At 61.0% G+C, this 16626-nt stretch carries 14 protein-coding genes; 3 read left to right on the top strand and 11 right to left on the bottom strand.

Translation table 11 applies throughout. From position 1 onward, the window contains the following. Positions 1–2: 2 nt before the first annotated feature. Both ACFWXH_RS17165 and ACFWXH_RS17160 read right to left on the bottom strand, forming a co-directional pair. Positions 3–269 carry a hypothetical protein gene (locus ACFWXH_RS17165; RefSeq protein ID WP_379122195.1) on the bottom strand — a complete coding sequence of 89 codons (267 nt, stop codon included), beginning with the start codon at positions 267–269 and terminating at the stop codon, positions 3–5. Positions 270–397: 128 nt separating this feature from the next. After that, positions 398–826 carry an Lrp/AsnC family transcriptional regulator gene (locus ACFWXH_RS17160; protein ID WP_379122193.1) on the bottom strand — a complete coding sequence of 143 codons (429 nt, stop codon included), beginning with the start codon at positions 824–826 and terminating at the stop codon, positions 398–400. A 142-nt stretch (positions 827–968) separates the two neighbouring features. Between ACFWXH_RS17160 and ACFWXH_RS17155 the strand changes: the two genes are divergently transcribed. Then, positions 969–2072, top strand: a complete 1104-nt coding sequence (locus ACFWXH_RS17155; RefSeq protein WP_379122191.1) for a saccharopine dehydrogenase C-terminal domain-containing protein — start codon at positions 969–971, stop codon at positions 2070–2072. 90 nt (positions 2073–2162) lie between these two features. On the opposite strand, the gene lpdA is transcribed toward ACFWXH_RS17155, so the two are convergent. The 4 genes from lpdA to ACFWXH_RS17135 are packed head-to-tail and all read right to left on the bottom strand — an operon-like array spanning position 2163 to position 7198. Then, positions 2163–3560: a dihydrolipoyl dehydrogenase gene (gene lpdA, locus ACFWXH_RS17150; protein ID WP_379122189.1), complete on the bottom strand. Its 1398-nt coding sequence runs from the start codon at positions 3558–3560 to the stop codon at positions 2163–2165. Positions 3561–3618: 58 nt separating this feature from the next. Then, positions 3619–4947, bottom strand: a complete 1329-nt coding sequence (locus tag ACFWXH_RS17145) for a dihydrolipoamide acetyltransferase family protein (protein WP_379122187.1) — start codon at positions 4945–4947, stop codon at positions 3619–3621. A 1-nt stretch (position 4948) separates the two neighbouring features. Beyond that, on the bottom strand, positions 4949–5962 hold the full coding sequence (locus tag ACFWXH_RS17140) for an alpha-ketoacid dehydrogenase subunit beta (protein WP_379122185.1): 1014 nt from the start codon (positions 5960–5962) through the stop codon (positions 4949–4951). A 3-nt stretch (positions 5963–5965) separates the two neighbouring features. Further along, positions 5966–7198 (bottom strand): 3-methyl-2-oxobutanoate dehydrogenase (2-methylpropanoyl-transferring) subunit alpha, encoded by a 1233-nt coding sequence (locus ACFWXH_RS17135; protein ID WP_379122183.1) that lies wholly within the window; start codon positions 7196–7198, stop codon positions 5966–5968. Between the two features lie 423 nt (positions 7199–7621). Here ACFWXH_RS17135 and holA point away from each other — a divergent pair, with 423 nt between their 5' ends. Beyond that, positions 7622–8671, top strand: a complete 1050-nt coding sequence (holA, locus tag ACFWXH_RS17130; RefSeq protein WP_379122181.1) for a DNA polymerase III subunit delta — start codon at positions 7622–7624, stop codon at positions 8669–8671. A gap of 77 nt (positions 8672–8748) precedes the next feature. Here the strand turns inward: holA and ACFWXH_RS17125 are convergent, their stop codons facing one another. The 5 genes from ACFWXH_RS17125 to mnmE all read right to left on the bottom strand — a co-directional run bounded on the left by ACFWXH_RS17125 (position 8749) and on the right by mnmE (position 14515). Then, entirely contained in the window at positions 8749–9630 is an 882-nt protein-coding gene (locus ACFWXH_RS17125) for a ParB/RepB/Spo0J family partition protein (protein ID WP_379122179.1), read from the bottom strand. 41 nt (positions 9631–9671) lie between these two features. Continuing rightward, positions 9672–10460, bottom strand: a complete 789-nt coding sequence (locus ACFWXH_RS17120; RefSeq protein WP_054311942.1) for a ParA family protein — start codon at positions 10458–10460, stop codon at positions 9672–9674. 43 nt (positions 10461–10503) lie between these two features. Then, positions 10504–11133, bottom strand: a complete 630-nt coding sequence (gene rsmG / locus ACFWXH_RS17115; protein ID WP_379122177.1) for a 16S rRNA (guanine(527)-N(7))-methyltransferase RsmG — start codon at positions 11131–11133, stop codon at positions 10504–10506. Further along, on the bottom strand, positions 11130–13001 hold the full coding sequence (gene mnmG, locus ACFWXH_RS17110) for a tRNA uridine-5-carboxymethylaminomethyl(34) synthesis enzyme MnmG (RefSeq protein WP_379122175.1): 1872 nt from the start codon (positions 12999–13001) through the stop codon (positions 11130–11132). The genes rsmG and mnmG overlap by 4 nt, the downstream gene beginning before the upstream one ends. Positions 13002–13195: 194 nt before the next feature. Further along, positions 13196–14515: a tRNA uridine-5-carboxymethylaminomethyl(34) synthesis GTPase MnmE gene (gene mnmE, locus ACFWXH_RS17105; RefSeq protein WP_379122249.1), complete on the bottom strand. Its 1320-nt coding sequence runs from the start codon at positions 14513–14515 to the stop codon at positions 13196–13198. 53 nt (positions 14516–14568) lie between these two features. Between mnmE and ACFWXH_RS17100 the strand changes: the two genes are divergently transcribed. Then, complete coding sequence (locus tag ACFWXH_RS17100; protein WP_379122173.1) at positions 14569–16587, top strand: thioredoxin domain-containing protein; 2019 nt, start codon at positions 14569–14571, stop codon at positions 16585–16587. Positions 16588–16626 lie beyond the last annotated feature (39 nt).

The raw sequence follows: 16626 nt of genomic DNA, 5'->3' as shown, positions 1-16626 counted from the left end.
TGTCAAAGAACAGACATCGCAGACGCAACGTCATGGCCCGTTCCGCTTCTCAGCTCCAGACCAGTAGAGTGTCGCTCACGCGGCTCTCTTGAATTCGTCCAACTCCGCGAAACCCAGAAGCGAACTTCTTCGTCGCCAGCAGCGTCGCCGCTGTCGTTGGTGAGCGGCATATAGGGGATGGCCTCTTCCGGTGTCAACAGCCGTTTGAAGATTTTTGCGATCTTCTCGATTTTTTTCTGGCCGGCCGGTGCGCCAGCCGCAAAATGCAACGGGGCACGAAAGCCCCTGGCAGGGACCGTATCCCGACCGCCAACAGTGCTACCGGCATGGCAACGGCTTGGAAAAGGCGGGATACGGTATCAGGCGGCATGCGCCGCCACGGTAAAGCCGGCGGTTGCTAGCGATCGATCCGCGTCGAGAGGATGATGGAAGACAGCGTGCGTTCCACGCCGTCCATCGCACCGATCCTGTCGAGCAAAGCATCGAGATCGCTGATGGATGCCGATTCGACCGTCACGATCATATCGAAGCTACCGCTCACCGAGTGCAGCGCGCGCACCTGGCCAAGCGCACGCAGATCCTTCACCACGCGTTCCGCCGCTTTCGGCGCCACCGTCAGCAAAACATGCGCCCTTACCAGACCCTGCTCGTAGTCGGGAGCCAACCTTACGCCATAGCCGGTGATGATGCCGCGCGCCTCCAGCCGTTCGATGCGGCTTTGTACCGTCGTGCGCGAAACGCCCAGCCGCCGGGCGAGCTCGGCCGTCGAGGCGCGCGCATTTTCCCGCAGCAATGTGATGAGATCTCTGTCGGCTTGGCTCAGCATTTTTGCCCGTGACTTTGCATTGTGACGAATGAGCTCGGCGATTTACTCGAAAAGCATCGGCGTTTTGTTCAATCGCACACTTCCATTCGTCAGGCAAACTGCGATTCCTGCCCCTGACACATCAATAAGAAAGGGCTTGGCCATGAAGGAAATCGTTGTCGTCGGCGCGGGCAAGATCGGCTCGACCATTGCAGACATGTTGGCCGCGACCGGTGACTATCGCGTCACCATCGTCGATCGCTCTGCCGCACAGCTCGCGGCGCTGGACGTTGCGGCGGGTGTCGCCACAGTTGAAACCGACATCGAGGCCGCCGGCGCCCTGGAAGCCGCGCTTGCCGGCAAGTTCGCCGTGCTGAGCGCCGCGCCCTTCCATCTCACCACGCGAATCGCCGAAGCGGCCGCATCCGCGGGCGTTCATTATCTCGACCTGACCGAGGATGTCGCCTCGACCCGCCGCGTCAAGGAACTGGCGAAAACCGCCAAGACCGCCTTCATTCCGCAGTGCGGCCTGGCTCCCGGCTTCATCTCGATCGTTGCCAACGATCTTGCCAGCCGTTTCGACAGCCTTGAAAGCGTCCGCATGCGTGTCGGCGCGCTGCCGCAATATCCGTCGAATGCTCTGAACTACAACCTGACCTGGAGCACCGACGGCGTCATCAACGAATATTGCGAGCCTTGCGAAGCCATCGTCGAGGGCGAGCTGATCGAAGTGCCGCCGATGGAAGAGCGCGAGGAATTCTCGCTCGACGGCGTCACCTACGAGGCCTTCAACACCTCGGGCGGCCTGGGCACGCTGGCCGAGACCCTGAAAGGCAAGGTGCGCACGCTCAACTACCGCACCATCCGCTACCCGGGCCACGCCGCGATCATGAAGGCATTGCTCAACGATCTTGGCCTACGCCATCGCCGCGAAGTGCTGAAGGACATTCTGGAGAATGCGCTGCCGGCCACGATGCAGGATGTGGTCATCGTCTTCGTGACCGTCTCGGGCCGCAAGAACGGCCGCCTGCTGCAGGAGACCTATGCCAACAAGGTCTACAGCCAGCGTTCCGGCCAGACCGTGCGCAGCGCCATCCAGATTACCACCGCTTCCGGTATCTGCGCGGTGCTCGACATGCTGGCTGACGGCACCCTGCCGGCAACCGGCTTCGTCAAGCAGGAAGACATCGCACTGGACAGCTTCCTCGCCAACCGCTTCGGCCGCGCCTATGCGCAACATGAACGCGCCGACCGCATGACCGGCTAACCTTGCCGGCTAGGCTGACCAAAATAAAAACCCGCCACCCGGCGGGTTTTTTTTGGATCTCGTTATCGACGCTCTCGCCGAGATGCTTCCTCATATATGCAGTGCGTGTCCCAGCGCCTTGAGCGCCGCTTCTGGAAACGCTTCGCCCTGCGTCGGATGCGCATGGATCGTGCCGGCGATGTCTTCCAGGCGCGCGCCCATTTCCAGTGCAAGCCCGAAGGCCGCCGCCAGTTCGGAAACACCGCTGCCGACCGCCTGGATGCCCAGAACCAGATGATTGTCTGCGCGCGCGACAACACGGACAAAGCCGCTTTCGCCGAGCTTCGTCATGGCGCGGCCATTGGCGGTGAACGGAAACAGCCCGGTCTTGACCTCGCCGCCCAAGGCCTTCGCTTCATCCGGCGACAATCCTACGCTCACCACTTCCGGATCGGTGAAGCAGACCGCCGGAATGGCGCGCTTGTCCCAGCTGCGTTTGTGTCCAGCCACGATCTCGGCCACCATCTCGCCCTGCGCCATGGCACGGTGTGCCAGCATAGGCTCGCCGGTCACGTCGCCGATTGCAAAGACACCACGCATCGAGCTGCGGCACTGCTCATCGATGCGGATGAAGCGGCCATTCATATCCAGATCGATCTGGTCGAGACCCCACCCTTCCGTCACCGGCTTGCGCCCAACCGTGACGAGAATCTTGTCGGCCTCGATCTTCACGTCCTTGCCGGCAGCGGTTTCCACCAGCAGCGCGTCGCCTTTGCTCGAGAGACCCTTGGCCCTGGCCTCCGTCAGCACGTCCACCCCAAGCTCGGCCAGTCGTTTGATCACCGGCTTGGTCAGTTCGGCATCATATTGTGCGAGCAGGCGCGGCAACGCCTCCACCACCGTCACCTTGGAGCCGAGCTTGGCAAAGGCCATGCCGAGTTCCAGCCCGATGTAACCGCCACCGACGATGGCGAGCCTCTCGGGCACCTTGTCCAGTGACAGCGCGTCTGTGGACGAAATCACCGGACCGCCGAAAGGCAGGAACGGCAGCTCGACCGGCGCCGAACCGGTGGCGATGACGACGGTTTCGGCACGGATCACCTGCAGGCCGGTCTCGGTCTCGACTTCCACGGTCTTGCCGTCCCGGAATGTCGCCCAGCCGGAAACATGCTTGACCTTGGCCTTCTTGAGCAGTCCGGAAACGCCATTTGTAAGCCGGCTTACGATACCGTCTTTCCATGCGACAGTCTTGGCGAAATCAATAGAGGGGTCCGCCGTCGTTATGCCGAGCGGACTGATGCCTTCAGCCATATGCGCGACTTTCTCGAACTCCTCGGCGGCATGGATCAGCGCCTTGGATGGAATGCAGCCGATGGTGAGGCAGGTTCCTCCCGGTTTCGCCGCCTCGACGATCACGGTGTCGATGCCAAGCTGGCCGGCGCGGATGGCGCATACATAACCGCCGGGGCCGGCGCCGATGACGAGCAGTTTGCAGGAAATGTCCTTCATTGCCCAAGTCCCCCTTGAGGAAGGTTCGCTGGCTGATGATCGTGAAAGCAATGCATCTTCAGTTGTCCACGAAGATCAGAGCCGGGGTTTCCAGAAGCGCCTTGATGCGCTGGACAAATACCGCCGCATCCCAACCATCGACGATGCGATGATCGAAACTGGATGACAGGTTCATCATCTTGCGCGGGACGAACTGAGTGCCGTCCCACATCGGTCGCACCATCATCTTGTTGACGCCGATGATCGCGACTTCAGGATGGTTGATCACCGGCGTGGTCACGATACCGCCCATCGCGCCCAGCGAGGTGATGGTGATGGTCGAACCGGATAGCTCGTCGCGGGTCGCCGTGCCCGTCTTGGCGGCTTCCGCCAAACGATTGACCTCGACGCCGCAATCCCACAGGTCGCGTGCCTCGGCATGTTTCACCACCGGCACCACCAGTCCGTTCGCGGTCTGGGCGGCGATGCCGATATGGATGCCGCCATGCTGATGGATGATGCCCGCCTCATCGTCGAACAGCGAATTCAGCAATGGCTGCTCGCTGATTGCCTTGACCATCGCCCGCATCAGGAAAGGCAGCAGCGTCAGTTTCGGACGATCGGCGCGCTTTTCCTTGTTGAGCGCGGCGCGCAGATCTTCGAGCGCCGTCACATCGATCTCCTCGACATAGGTGATGTGCGGGATTCGCGATTTGGCGAGTTTCATCTTTTCGGCGATCTTGCGCCGAAGTCCGATGACCTTGATCTCCTCGACGCTCTCGTTGCGCGAAAAGCCGGTCGCCGGCCGGGTCGTCTGCGGCCCCCGTGTGAGGAATTCGTCGATGTCCTCGTGCCGGATAAGGCCGGCCGGCCCTGTGCCGGCGACCTGCCTCAGGTCGATGCCCGCTTCCTTGGCCCGAAGCCGCACTGCCGGCGACGCCAATGGCTTTTCGCCTTCCGGACGCGGCGTTCCACCGATCGAGGCGGATGGGCGCGACGCGCTCTTTGCCGCGACCGGAGCAGGAGACGGCGCCGGCTTGGCTTCCGTCGGCTCCTTGCGTCCCACGTCGGCCGGATCCTCTTTCACGACCTGAGCCTTTGCGGGTTCCTCGATCTTGCCGGCGGCCACAGGCTTGGCGTCGGTGGCTGTTGTCACATTGCCTTCACCGGCGACCTTGAGCCGCACGATCGGCGAACCGATCGCCACCGTGTCGCCAATCTCGGCACCGAGCCAGAGAATCTCTCCGTCCACAGGTGAAGGGACCTCCACCGTCGCCTTGTCGGTCATGACGGCCGCCAGCACAGTGTCTTCGCGCACGAGGTCGCCGACCTTCACGCTCCATTCGACGAGTTCTGCCTCGGCCACGCCTTCGCCGACATCGGGCAGCTTGATGACATACTCACCCATGTCAGGCCTCCATCGTGGCGATGAGCGCGCGGCCAACGCGGGCCGGTCCAGGGAAATAATCCCACTCCTGCGCATGCGGATAGGGCGTGTCCCAGCCGGCAACACGCACGACCGGTGCCTCGAGGTGATAGAAGCAGTTCTCCTGCACCAGCGACATCAGTTCTGCACCGAAGCCGGAGGTCAAAGTCGCCTCGTGCACCACCACACAGCGCCCGGTCTTCTTCACCGACTCCACGATGGTATCGAGGTCGAGCGGCAGCAGCGTGCGCAGATCGATGATCTCGGCGTCGATGCCGGTCTCCTCGGCCGCAGCCTGGGCGACGTAGACCATGGTTCCATAGGCAAGCACCGTCACGGCATTTCCCGGGCGGCGTATAACCGCCTTGCCGAGCGGCACTGTGTAATGACCGTCGGCGACTTCGCCCAGTTCATGCTTGGACCACGGCGTGACGGGCTTGTCGTGATGGCCGTCGAACGGACCGTTGTAGAGCCGTTTGGGCTCCAGGAAGATGACCGGATCCGGATCTTCGATGGCCGCGATCAGCAGGCCCTTGGCGTCTGACGGATTGGACGGCACCACGGTCTTCAGGCCCGAGACGTGGGTGAACAGGGCCTCGGGGCTCTGGCTGTGGGTCTGGCCGCCGAAGATGCCGCCACCCGTCGGCATGCGCACGACGATCGGGCAGGTGAAATCGCCATTGGAGCGATAGCGCAGACGCGAGGCTTCCTGGGTCAACTGGTCGTATGCCGGGTACATATAGTCGGCAAACTGTATCTCGACGCAAGGCTTCAAGCCGTAGGCGGCCATACCGATCGCCGCGCCGACGATACCGGATTCGTTGATCGGTGCATCGAAACAGCGACTCTTGCCGTATTTTGCCTGAAGGCCTTGCGTGCAGCGAAACACGCCACCGAAAAAACCGACATCCTCGCCAAAAACGACGACGCGTTCGTCCAGCCCCATCGCGACATCCATGGCATCGCGAATAGCCTCGATCATGGTCTTGCGTGCCATGGTTCAGATCCCCGCCTGCTGGCGCTGGCGCCTGAGATGCGGCGGCATCTCGGCATAGAGCCCTTCGAACATGTCGCGGATCGACGGTTTGCCGCCTGCATGCAGCGTGCCGTGCGATTCGGCTTCCTTCTGCGCCGCGATGACGGTCTCGAGGATTTCGGTTTCGGCCTGCGTGTGGCGTTCGTCTGACCAGACGCCGCGATGGACAAGATGGTTCTTCAACCGCACCACCGGATCACCAAGCGGCCAGGCCTCCGATTCCGCTTTCGGCCGATAGGCCGACGGATCATCCGAGGTCGAATGCGCGCCGGCGCGATAGGTCACATATTCGATCAGCGTCGGCCCGAGATTGGCGCGCGCACGTTCGGCCGCCCATTTGGCCACGGCATGCACGGCAAGGTAGTCGTTGCCGTCGACCCGCAAGGCCGGAATGCCGAAGCCAAGGCCACGCGCCGCGAACGTACCAGCACCACCGCGTGCGATGCCCTGGAAGGTCGAAATTGCCCACTGGTTGTTGACGATGTTGAGAATGACCGGGGCCTTGTAGGTCGAGGCAAACACCAAGGCCGAATGGAAATCCGATTCCGCCGTCGAACCATCGCCGATCCAAGCGGCGGCAATGCGCGTGTCGCCGCTGATCGCGGAGGCCATCGCCCAACCCACGGCCTGGATGTACTGCGTAGCCAGATTGCCGGAGATCGAGAAGAAGCCATGCTCTTTCGACGAATACATGATCGGCAGCTGCCGTCCCTTCAGCGGGTCGGCTTCGTTCGAATAGATCTGATTCATCATCGTGACCATCGGGTAGTCGTCGGCGATCAAAAGCCCGGCTTGCCGATAGGTCGGGAAATTCATGTCGCCCTTGTCGAGCGCCCGGCGGAAGGCACAGCTCACTGCTTCCTCACCCAGATGCTGCATATAGAAAGAGGTCTTGCCTTGGCGCTGCGCCATCTGCATACGGGCATCGAATGCCCTCAACGTCATCATGTGACGCAAGCCTTCCAGGAGCTCTTCATCGCCGAGCATGCCGGCCCAGGGACCGACCGCCTCGCCGGCGCGATCCAGGACGCGGATGATCGAAAAAGCCAGGTCGCGAATTTCGCGCGGATCGACATCGATCGGCGGTTTGGGCACGGAGCCGGCCTTGGGAATGGGAACGTTGGAGAAATCCGGTGTTCCACCCGGCCTTACCTCCGGTTCCGGAACATGAAAGCGCAACTTCCCGGCTTCGGCCATGGGCTCTCGTCCTCCACTGCATTGGAACGCCGGACGGTCCATGCGGACGCGCGAGGGACGCTCCATCACTTTCAATCTGCGATGTTCGCATATCTTCGACGCCGAAGCAGCGTCAAAGTACCTCCACCGCGTTTGCCTCTCCCTGCGCGGCGCACGAGGCTCCGGCGGCGGCGCAATGTTGCAGGAAACGCGCGTAATATCCCGTCTCATCCATGCCCCTTGCGGCAACAAATGGGATTGCTTGTCGTAATTTCCATTCCGAATGCTGCCGCAAGTGCCTTGAGCGATCCCGAATGCGCGTCACGATCTGTCAGATTCGATGCCGCACATTGCTTCCGTGATTTCGCGCATGCCGGGATCACAAACCCACTGCGTATTTTTGCGCGACATGCTTTGAGTACCGCATCGTGCTAGAGGACCAGCATGGCACAGAAAAAAGCCTCAGAAGTCGATTCGTGGCTGGCCCGGCCGGACACCGGCACGTGGCTGGTGCTGATCTATGGCCCGGACCGCGGACTGGTGGCAGAACGAGCGCGTGCTTATGCGGCGCGCACCGGACTGCCGCTCGACGATCCCTTTTCCGTGGTGAAGCTGGATGCCGGCGATGCCGACCGCGACCAGGGCCGTCTGCTCGATGAAGCGCGCACCGTGCCGATGTTTTCCGATCGTCGTCTGCTGTGGCTGCGCAACGCCGGTGCCCAGAAGAACCTCGCGGATGACGTCAAGGCCTTGCTGGCCGAGCCCCCGCGCGATGCCGTTGTTCTGATCGAGGCCGGGGATCTGAAGAAGGGTGTCGGGTTGCGCGCAACCGTCGAGGCCGCAAGCGGCGCGATGGCGCTGCCCTGTTATGCAGACGATGCGCGCGACATCGAAACCGTCATCGACGACGAACTCGGCAAGGCCGGCATGACGATGACGCTGGAGGCGCGCCAGGCCTTGCGCCGCAACCTCGGCGGCGACCGCCTCGCCTCGCGCGGCGAGGTCGAGAAGCTGGCGCTTTATGCCCATGGTCGCGGTGAAATCACGCTGGAGGACGTGCGTGTTCTTACCGGAGATGTCTCCGGTCAATCCTTTGACGATGCGGTCGACGCGGTGCTGGCCGGCAGGCTGGACGACTTCGATACGGCCTTTACCCTGCAATGCCAGGCCGGCGGCCAGCCTTTCCTGGCGCTGGCTGCCGCAATGCGCCAATTCCAGGCTCTGCATGCGATGCGCGGTGCCGTGGATGCCGGCGGCGGTCGCAACGCGGCCGCAGTCGTTGCCGCGCACAAGCCGCCGGTTTTCTTTACCCGCCGACGCTTGATCGAGACTGCGCTGGAACGCTGGAATTCCGAAGCCTTGAGCCGGGCACTTGCACGACTTCAAGCCGCTGTCCTGCAGACACGGCGGCGGTCCGATCTCGCCGAGCCGATCGCTCGGCAGGCTTTGCTCGGCATCGCCGTGGAAAGCGCGAGACTGGCGCAACGACGCTAAACAAAACCTGCCTTGCGTTAAAACTTTTGTTTTACAATGGCTTAGAACGAATTAACTGATATATGCCGCTCGAAGGCTCAGGTCTGTTTCAGCCGCCGGCAGAGATCATCGAGCTGATCGAGCGAGCGATACGACACTCGCAATTCGCCGCCACCGCTCTTGTGCGCGATCGCCACTTTCATGCCGGTGACATCGGACAGGAGCTTTTCCAGCGCCAGCGTATCCGGATCCTTCTCAGCGGGTGTCGAAAGCTTGGCCTCACGCTGCGCATGGACCGGCATCTGCGCGAGCGCTTCAGCCTGACGAACGGAAAGCCCCTCTTCCACGATGCGCTTGGCAAGCCCCGCCGGATCCTGTGCGGTGACCAATGTGCGCGCATGGCCCGCCGACAATGAACCATCCACCAGCATGTCGCGAATGACGTCCGGCAGCTTCAAAAGACGCAGCGTGTTTGCAACATGGCTGCGGCTCTTGCCGATGACTTGGCCGAGATCGGCCTGACTGTAGCCGTGATCATCGATCAGCTGCTGATAGCCGAGTGCTTCTTCAACCGCGTTGAGGTCAGCACGCTGAACGTTTTCAATGATCGCCAGCTCCAGCGCCGTTCGATCATTGACCTCCCGCACGATCACCGGAATCTCGATCAGGCCAGCGCGTTGCGCGGCCCGCCAGCGCCGCTCGCCGGCGATGATTTCATAGCGCCCCTGCTGTGTTGGCGACGACCGCACCACCACAGGCTGGACCACCCCATGTTCGCGAATCGACTGAGACAGGTCCGTCAGCTCGGCATCGCCGAAATGGCGTCGCGGATTGCGCGGGTTCGGAGAAATGAACTCGATCGGCACTTTGCCGTCCGCCGCCGGACGCTGCTGTTCGGTGGCCGCCGCCGGTCGGTCGATTTCACCGATCAGTGCCGCAAGCCCTCGCCCCAGCCGCTTTCTCGAAGGATCGTCGTTCATCTCAGGTCTTCCAGATCGTCGTTTCGGTAACGTATCGAATCTTACGCGGCCCGCAACTGGCGCTCGCGGCGAATCACTTCCGAAGCCAGTTGCAGATAGGCCTGGCTGCCGGAGCATTTGAGATCGTAGAGAATCGCCGGCTTGCCGTAGGATGGCGCTTCGGAAACCCGCACATTGCGCGGGATGACCGTCTCATAGACCTTGTCGCCCATATAGGCGCGCACATCCTGCACGACCTGGTTGGCGAGGTTGTTGCGGCCGTCGAACATGGTGAGCACGATGCCCTGGATGCTTAAATTCGGGTTGATCGAGCCGCGTACTTGCTCGACCGTCTCGAGCAACTGGCTGAGGCCTTCCAGCGCGAAGAATTCGCATTGCAGTGGAACCAGCACGGAATCGGCGGCCGCCATCGAGTTCAGCGTCAGCAGATTGAGCGAAGGTGGGCAATCGATCAGCACATAGCTGTACTGATCGGAAGCGTGGATCGCGTTGCGCAGGCGCAGCACGCGATCTGGTGCCGAGGCGATCTCCATCTCGATGCCAAGCAGGTCGAGCGTCGAAGGCACGATCGACAGACCCGGCACAGCCGTAGGCATTGCCGCGGCTTCCAGATCGAGCTGACCGGTGAGGACGTCGTAGGAAGAAACGGTGCGATCCCGGCGGTCGATGCCGAGCCCCGTGCTGGCATTGCCCTGTGGGTCAAGGTCAACGATGAGTACGCGCTCGCCGATCGCCGCGAGCGCCGTCGCCAAATTTATGGCGGTGGTCGTCTTGCCGACGCCACCCTTCTGGTTGGCAACGGTAATGATCCTTGGTCCGGTGGTGGTCATGGTTTTCCGCCACAAATTCATTTCGCTAGCATCACGCGTTGAATCAAATTCTGCGAACATTGCGCAGCTCAAGCACAACCCCTTGTGGGTCGACGGTGCTTGGATGTTCTAGCAGATCGAAGCGCCAGCGGAGAGAGCTTTCTTTTATTTCCCGCTGATAATCCCTGCCTTTGTGGAACAAAGCCCGGGCACCAGCCGCCAACCAGGGCTCCGTAAGGGCCAGGAGATCGGTCAATGAAGCCAAGGCGCGGGCGGTGACGATCTCCGGCGCGCCCACAAATGAGTATGAGTCCTCGATACGCTTGGCGATGATTCGCGCGGGCAATCGAAACTGTCCGACCGTGGCCTGCAGAAAGCCGGTTTTCTTGCGATTGCTTTCGACGAGAGAGATCGAACCGCCGCGCTCGCCAAGCAAAAACGCCATAACCAATCCCGGAAATCCGCCTCCGGAGCCTATGTCGACCCAATGTTTGGCGATCGGTTCGATCTTGGCGAGCTGCGCGCTGTCCAGGATATGGCGTTGCCAGACATCGTTTTCGGTGGATGCCGCAACGAGATTGATGCTTCTGTTCCACTTCAGGAAATGTGCTTCAAAAGCTTCGAGCGCCGCAAACGTTTCACGTGAAACGTCCCCCGCGGCCTCCCGCAAGCTTTCATAAGATGCAGCGCTCACGCGGCACCTTTCTCGGCAATTTCCGCATTTCGGATATGGGCGACAATCACAGCCAGAGCCGCGGGCGTCATGCCCTCCATACGCTGCGCCTCGGCGATCGACCGCGGCTTGCGATCCCGCATCTTCTGCTTGAGCTCATTGGAGAGCCCGGAGACACCGCCAAAATCCAGTTGGGCCGGGATCAGCCGGTTTTCCTCGCGACGCAGTTGTTCGGCGTCCGTCTTCTGGCGATCCAAATAGACGGAATACTTCGCTTCGATTTCGAGAGCTTCCGCCGTCTTGGCGTCGATGCCGGCGAATTGCGAATCGATCTTCGCCAGCCAGGCAACGTCCACATCCGGATACGCCAGCAGGTCGTAGGCTGAACGCCGGACACCGTCCTTGTTGATCTCCAGGCCATGGCTGGCGGCTTCGTTCGGTGTGAACCGGATCTGTTTGGCCAATTCACGTGCGCGATCGATTCGCGTCCTGATCTCCTCGAAGCGACGAGAGCGGTCCGCCGACACAATACCAAGCTCGATCGCTTTGCCCGTCAGACGTTCATCGGCATTGTCGGCACGCAATGACAGCCGGAACTCCGCGCGCGATGTGAACATCCGATAAGGTTCCGCGATGCCTCGGCTCGTCAGATCATCGATCATAACGCCGATATAGGCTTCGGTCCGGCTGAGCACGACCTGGCTGCGGCCCCCGGCGCGACGCGCAGCGTTCAAACCTGCGACAAGCCCCTGCGCCCCTGCCTCTTCATAACCCGTCGTGCCATTGATCTGACCGGCAAGAAACAACCCCTGGACCTTTCGGGTCTCGAGCGACTGGTGCAACTCACGCGGATCAACGTGATCATATTCGATGGCGTAACCCGGCTGCAGCATTGTCGCGCGCTCCAGACCCGGAATTGTCTTGAGCAATTCGAGTTGTGCATCTTCCGGCAGGGATGTCGAAATCCCATTCGGATAAACCGTAGGATCGTCGAGACCTTCCGGCTCCAGAAAAATCTGGTGTCCTTCGCGATCGCCGAATTTGACGATCTTGTCCTCGATGGAGGGGCAATAGCGCGGCCCGACACCTTCGATCTCCCCGGAATACATGGCAGAGCGATTGAGATTGGCGCGAATGACGGCATGTGATTCTGGGGTCGTGCGTGTAATGCCGCAATCGATCTGTGGATTGCGGATACGATCCGTCATCAGAGAAAAAGGCACCGGGTTCTCGTCCGCGGCCTGGCTTTCCAGGATTTTCCAGTCAATCGTTCGTCCATCCAGCCTGGGCGGCGTGCCTGTTTTCAAACGCCCAAGCTTGAACCCAATGCGTTCCATGGTTGCGGAGAGGCCAACGGAAGCCTGCTCGTTCATCCTCCCAGCAACGATCTTGCGGTCGCCGATATGGATTAATCCACGCAGGAACGTGCCGGTGGTCAACACCGCGGCACCGCAAGACAGCCGACGACCGTCCGCCAGTACTACCGCTGAAACGACGTTGTCCTCGACTTCCAGGTCGAAAACCTCACCTTCGATGACATCCAGATTGGACTGAGCCTGAATGGCATCCTGCATGGCCAGCCGATACAGTTTTCGGTCGGCCTGCGTTCGTGGTCCGCGCACTGCGGGACCTTTGCGGCGGTTGAGCAAGCGAAACTGTATGCCCCCGGCGTCTGCGACGCGGCCCATCAGGCCATCCATCGCATCAATCTCCCGAACGAGATGACCTTTGCCCAAGCCGCCAATCGCCGGATTGCATGACATTACGCCAATGGTGTCGAAGCGCAGCGTGACCAAGGCGCAGCGCGCACCGGCGCGTGCCGCCGCACTGGCCGCCTCGCAACCGGCATGGCCGCCTCCAACCACGACAACGTCGTAGCTGCTGATCATTGCTTATGCTCCTGGAGTTTCGCTTGCGCTGTCATGTTCTTCCGAACGATTCCTGTCAAGAAAAACCGAACGTTTCACGTGAAACACGTTTCGGTTGCAGGATACCACCCGCCCATTGTTTCACGTGAGTCATCGCCCACGTGCGTTTCACGTGAGTCGCGCTTTCGTCTACGACGGCAACTGTTTCACGTGAATCACTTCCCGATGCAGAATTGCGAGAAGATGACGTCCAGCAGATCTTCGACATCGACAACGCCAACGATTCGGCCAAGACGTTCTCCAGCCAATCGCAGATCTTCCGCCTGAAGCTCAAGATCGTCCTGTCCAAGTGCTTGCTCGATAAACGCGTTACCCTCATTCAGCAATTCCACGTGCCGAAGTCGCGACGGCAGCAGACTCCCTGCTGCGCCCGCAGCCTCTTCCGCCAACTCGCCCAGCTTCTCGAGAAGCTGGGTAACCCCTTCACCCGTCTTCGCAGAGAGAACGACATCGAATTCCGGACGATTCTTCTTTCTTCCAGAAACCAAGTCGGCCTTCGTTCCAATGCGGAGCACACGCGACCTCGTCGGCAACTCGATGTCCGGTACCGTAGCGGTCATGTCGTGCAGCACCGCCACCAGGTCCGCATTCTCGGCGCGCTTCCTGGCTCGCTCGATGCCGATGCCTTCAACGGTTCCGGCATGTTCCCTCAACCCCGCCGTATCGGTCAGCCGGACCTTAAGGCCGTGCAAGTCCAGCGCGACCTCAAGCAAATCTCGTGTCGTACCGGGCTCGTCGCTGACGATGGCGGCTTCCCGTCTGGCCAAAGCGTTGAACAAGCTTGACTTTCCGGCATTGGGCGCACCGAGGATCACCACGTCGAAGCCCTCGCGAATGATCTCACCCGCATGAAATCCGGCAATATGCTCAGCGATCTCGTTGGAAAGCCTGCGCATATCAGACCAGACCGTGTCCGAGACCGAGCCGGGAATATCGTCTTCGTCCGCGAAATCGATCTCGGCCTCGATCATCGCGCGGGCGTGAACAAGCCGTCGGCGCCAGGCGTCATAGAGTTCACTCTGCGCACCCCCGGCGTTGAGCAACGCAAAACGGCGCTGCGATTCCGTTTCGGCGTTGATGAGGTCGGCAAGGGCTTCGGTTTCGACCAGATCGAGCTTGCCATTCAGGAAAGCTCGCCGTGTGAATTCACCAGGCTCGGCATGGCGGATTCCGTCGATGGACGTCAGTGTCTGCAGTAGGGCCGACACCACGGCTCTGCCGCCGTGCACCTGAAACTCGGCGACATCCTCACCGGTAAAACTCGCCGGTCCTGCAAAAAAGATCACCAGACCAGTATCGATCAACGATCCATCGGCCTGCTTCAACCGGCGCAACGCCACCTCACGCTCAGGCACCGACGTTTCCGATATCGTTTCGATAGCGAATCGAGTCTTTGAACCGGAAAGCCGGACAACAGCAACTCCGGCCGGCAGCTTTCCGCTCGACAACGCAACGATCGAATCCGAGAATCTCATTGTTCGCTCTTCGAAACGCCCTAACCTTCTAGGGACGATAACAGGCTGGAACCGTGACCTTACCGCAGAAAAACCTGCTCGCCGACGAAACAAGCCCCTATCTGCGCCAACATGCGCAGAACCCTGTGTACTGGCGCGCCTGGTCCCAGGCTGCCCTGGACGAAGCGCGCACGCTGGATCGTCCGATCCTGCTTTCCGTCGGTTATGCCGCCTGCCATTGGTGCCATGTCATGGCGCATGAAAGCTTCGAAAACGACGAAATCGCCGGCGTCATGAACCGGTTCTTCGTCAACATCAAGGTGGATCGGGAAGAGCGTCCGGATATCGACCAGATCTACATGGCCTCCCTTTCGGCCATGGGAGAACAGGGAGGCTGGCCGCTGACCATGTTTCTGACGCCTGATGGTCAGCCCTTCTGGGGCGGGACCTACTTTCCACCACACTCGCGTTATGGCCGGCCGGGTTTCATGCAGGTACTGGAGGCCGTCGACAAGGCGTGGCGGGAAAAGCGGGACAGCCTGACCCAGAGCGCCGGCGGGCTCCTCACGCATGTTGCCGCCCGGCTGTCGGCCACACAGCCCAAAGGTGTCCTCAGCCGGCAGACCCTCCAGCGTCTCGCAGACGGCATCGAGGGTATGATTGACTGGAATGACGGCGGTTTGAAAGGCGCTCCAAAATTCCCGAACGCGCCCTTCATGACGACACTTTGGCTTTCCTGGCTGCAAACCGGCAATACGACCCATCGCGACGCCGTTTTGTTATCTCTGCGAAAGATGCTTGCCGGGGGCATCTACGATCATGTCGGTGGCGGCCTCTGCCGCTACTCCACGGATGCCGAATGGACCGTGCCACATTTCGAGAAGATGCTTTACGACAACGCCCAGCTTCTGCGGATGGCTAACTGGGCCTATTCAGCAACCGGCGACGAACTGTTCCGGATACGAATCGAAGAAACGATCGCGTGGCTTTCCCGTGAGATGCGCACCGAACACGGAGCGTTCGCTTCCTCCTTGGACGCAGACAGCGACGGCGAAGAGGGTCTTTTCTACACCTGGAACGACCAGGAGCTTGCCAAGGCTCTTGAGACCGACCTCCCTGCCTTTGCCGATCATTACGGTTTGGCCGCTCCAGCCAACTGGGAAGGCAAGCCGATACTGCGGCAGAACGACGAACAGCGTGAACGAGAAGTCGCCAACCATTCAACCGTAGCCGACTTGAAGGCAAAGCTCCTCGCCGAGCGGGCCCGGCGTATCCGCCCGGGACGGGACGACAAGGTATTGGCCGACTGGAACGGGCTGCTCATCACAGCGCTGGCCGAATGCGGTCGAAGCTTTGGGCGAGACGACTGGATCGATCAGGCTGCCAAGGCCTTTGCCGGCATCCTTGCCGCCGCTGAAGGCGGCCGCCTGCCGCACTCCATCCTTGGCGACAAGAAGCTGTTCCCTGCCTTGTCCAGCGACTATGGCGCCATGATCACCGCCGCCGTGGCGCTGTTCGAAGCAACAGGCGACACCAACTATATCGGCACCGCCAAGGAACTGACCGAGCAACTCGGCCGCTGGCATGGCGATGCGGACCATGCCGGCTACTTCCTTTCCGCCGCGGACAGCAATGACGTTCCGGTCCGCATCCGGGGTGATGTCGACGAAGCCATACCGTCCGCGACCGGACAGATCATCGAAGCCTTGGCGCGGCTCGCAACCGCAACTGGCGATCTCGCGCTCCATGAAAAAGCGCTCTCGGTAGCTGAACACGCCATGGGCCGAACGAGTCAGCAGACCTACGGCCAGGTCGGCACCGTCAATTCCTGCGCGCTGGTGCTGGAACCGTTGAAGCTGGTTATTGTGGAAAATCCAGACCAGGCAAACCTCGTTGCGGTGGCGAATCGAAATCCCGACATCCGTCGGATCGATATCGTCGTTCCACTCGGCGGCTCGGCACCATCCTTGCCCGGCGACGTGGTTCCTCCGACGGACAAGGCCGGTGCCTATCTCTGCACGGCTCAGACCTGTCTGCCCGCCGTCACGGAACCAGACGAACTGCAGCGCCTTCTACGCCCGAAAACGGATTGATGTCTCGTTTCTCCGGTAAGGCCTATAGAAGTATAATAA

Source organism: Mesorhizobium sp. NPDC059054, from assembly GCF_042739215.1.
Taxonomy (GTDB): domain Bacteria; phylum Pseudomonadota; class Alphaproteobacteria; order Rhizobiales; family Rhizobiaceae; genus Mesorhizobium.
The sequence above is the reverse complement of the archived record's forward strand: the minus strand, read 5'-3'. Positions and strand labels throughout refer to the sequence as shown.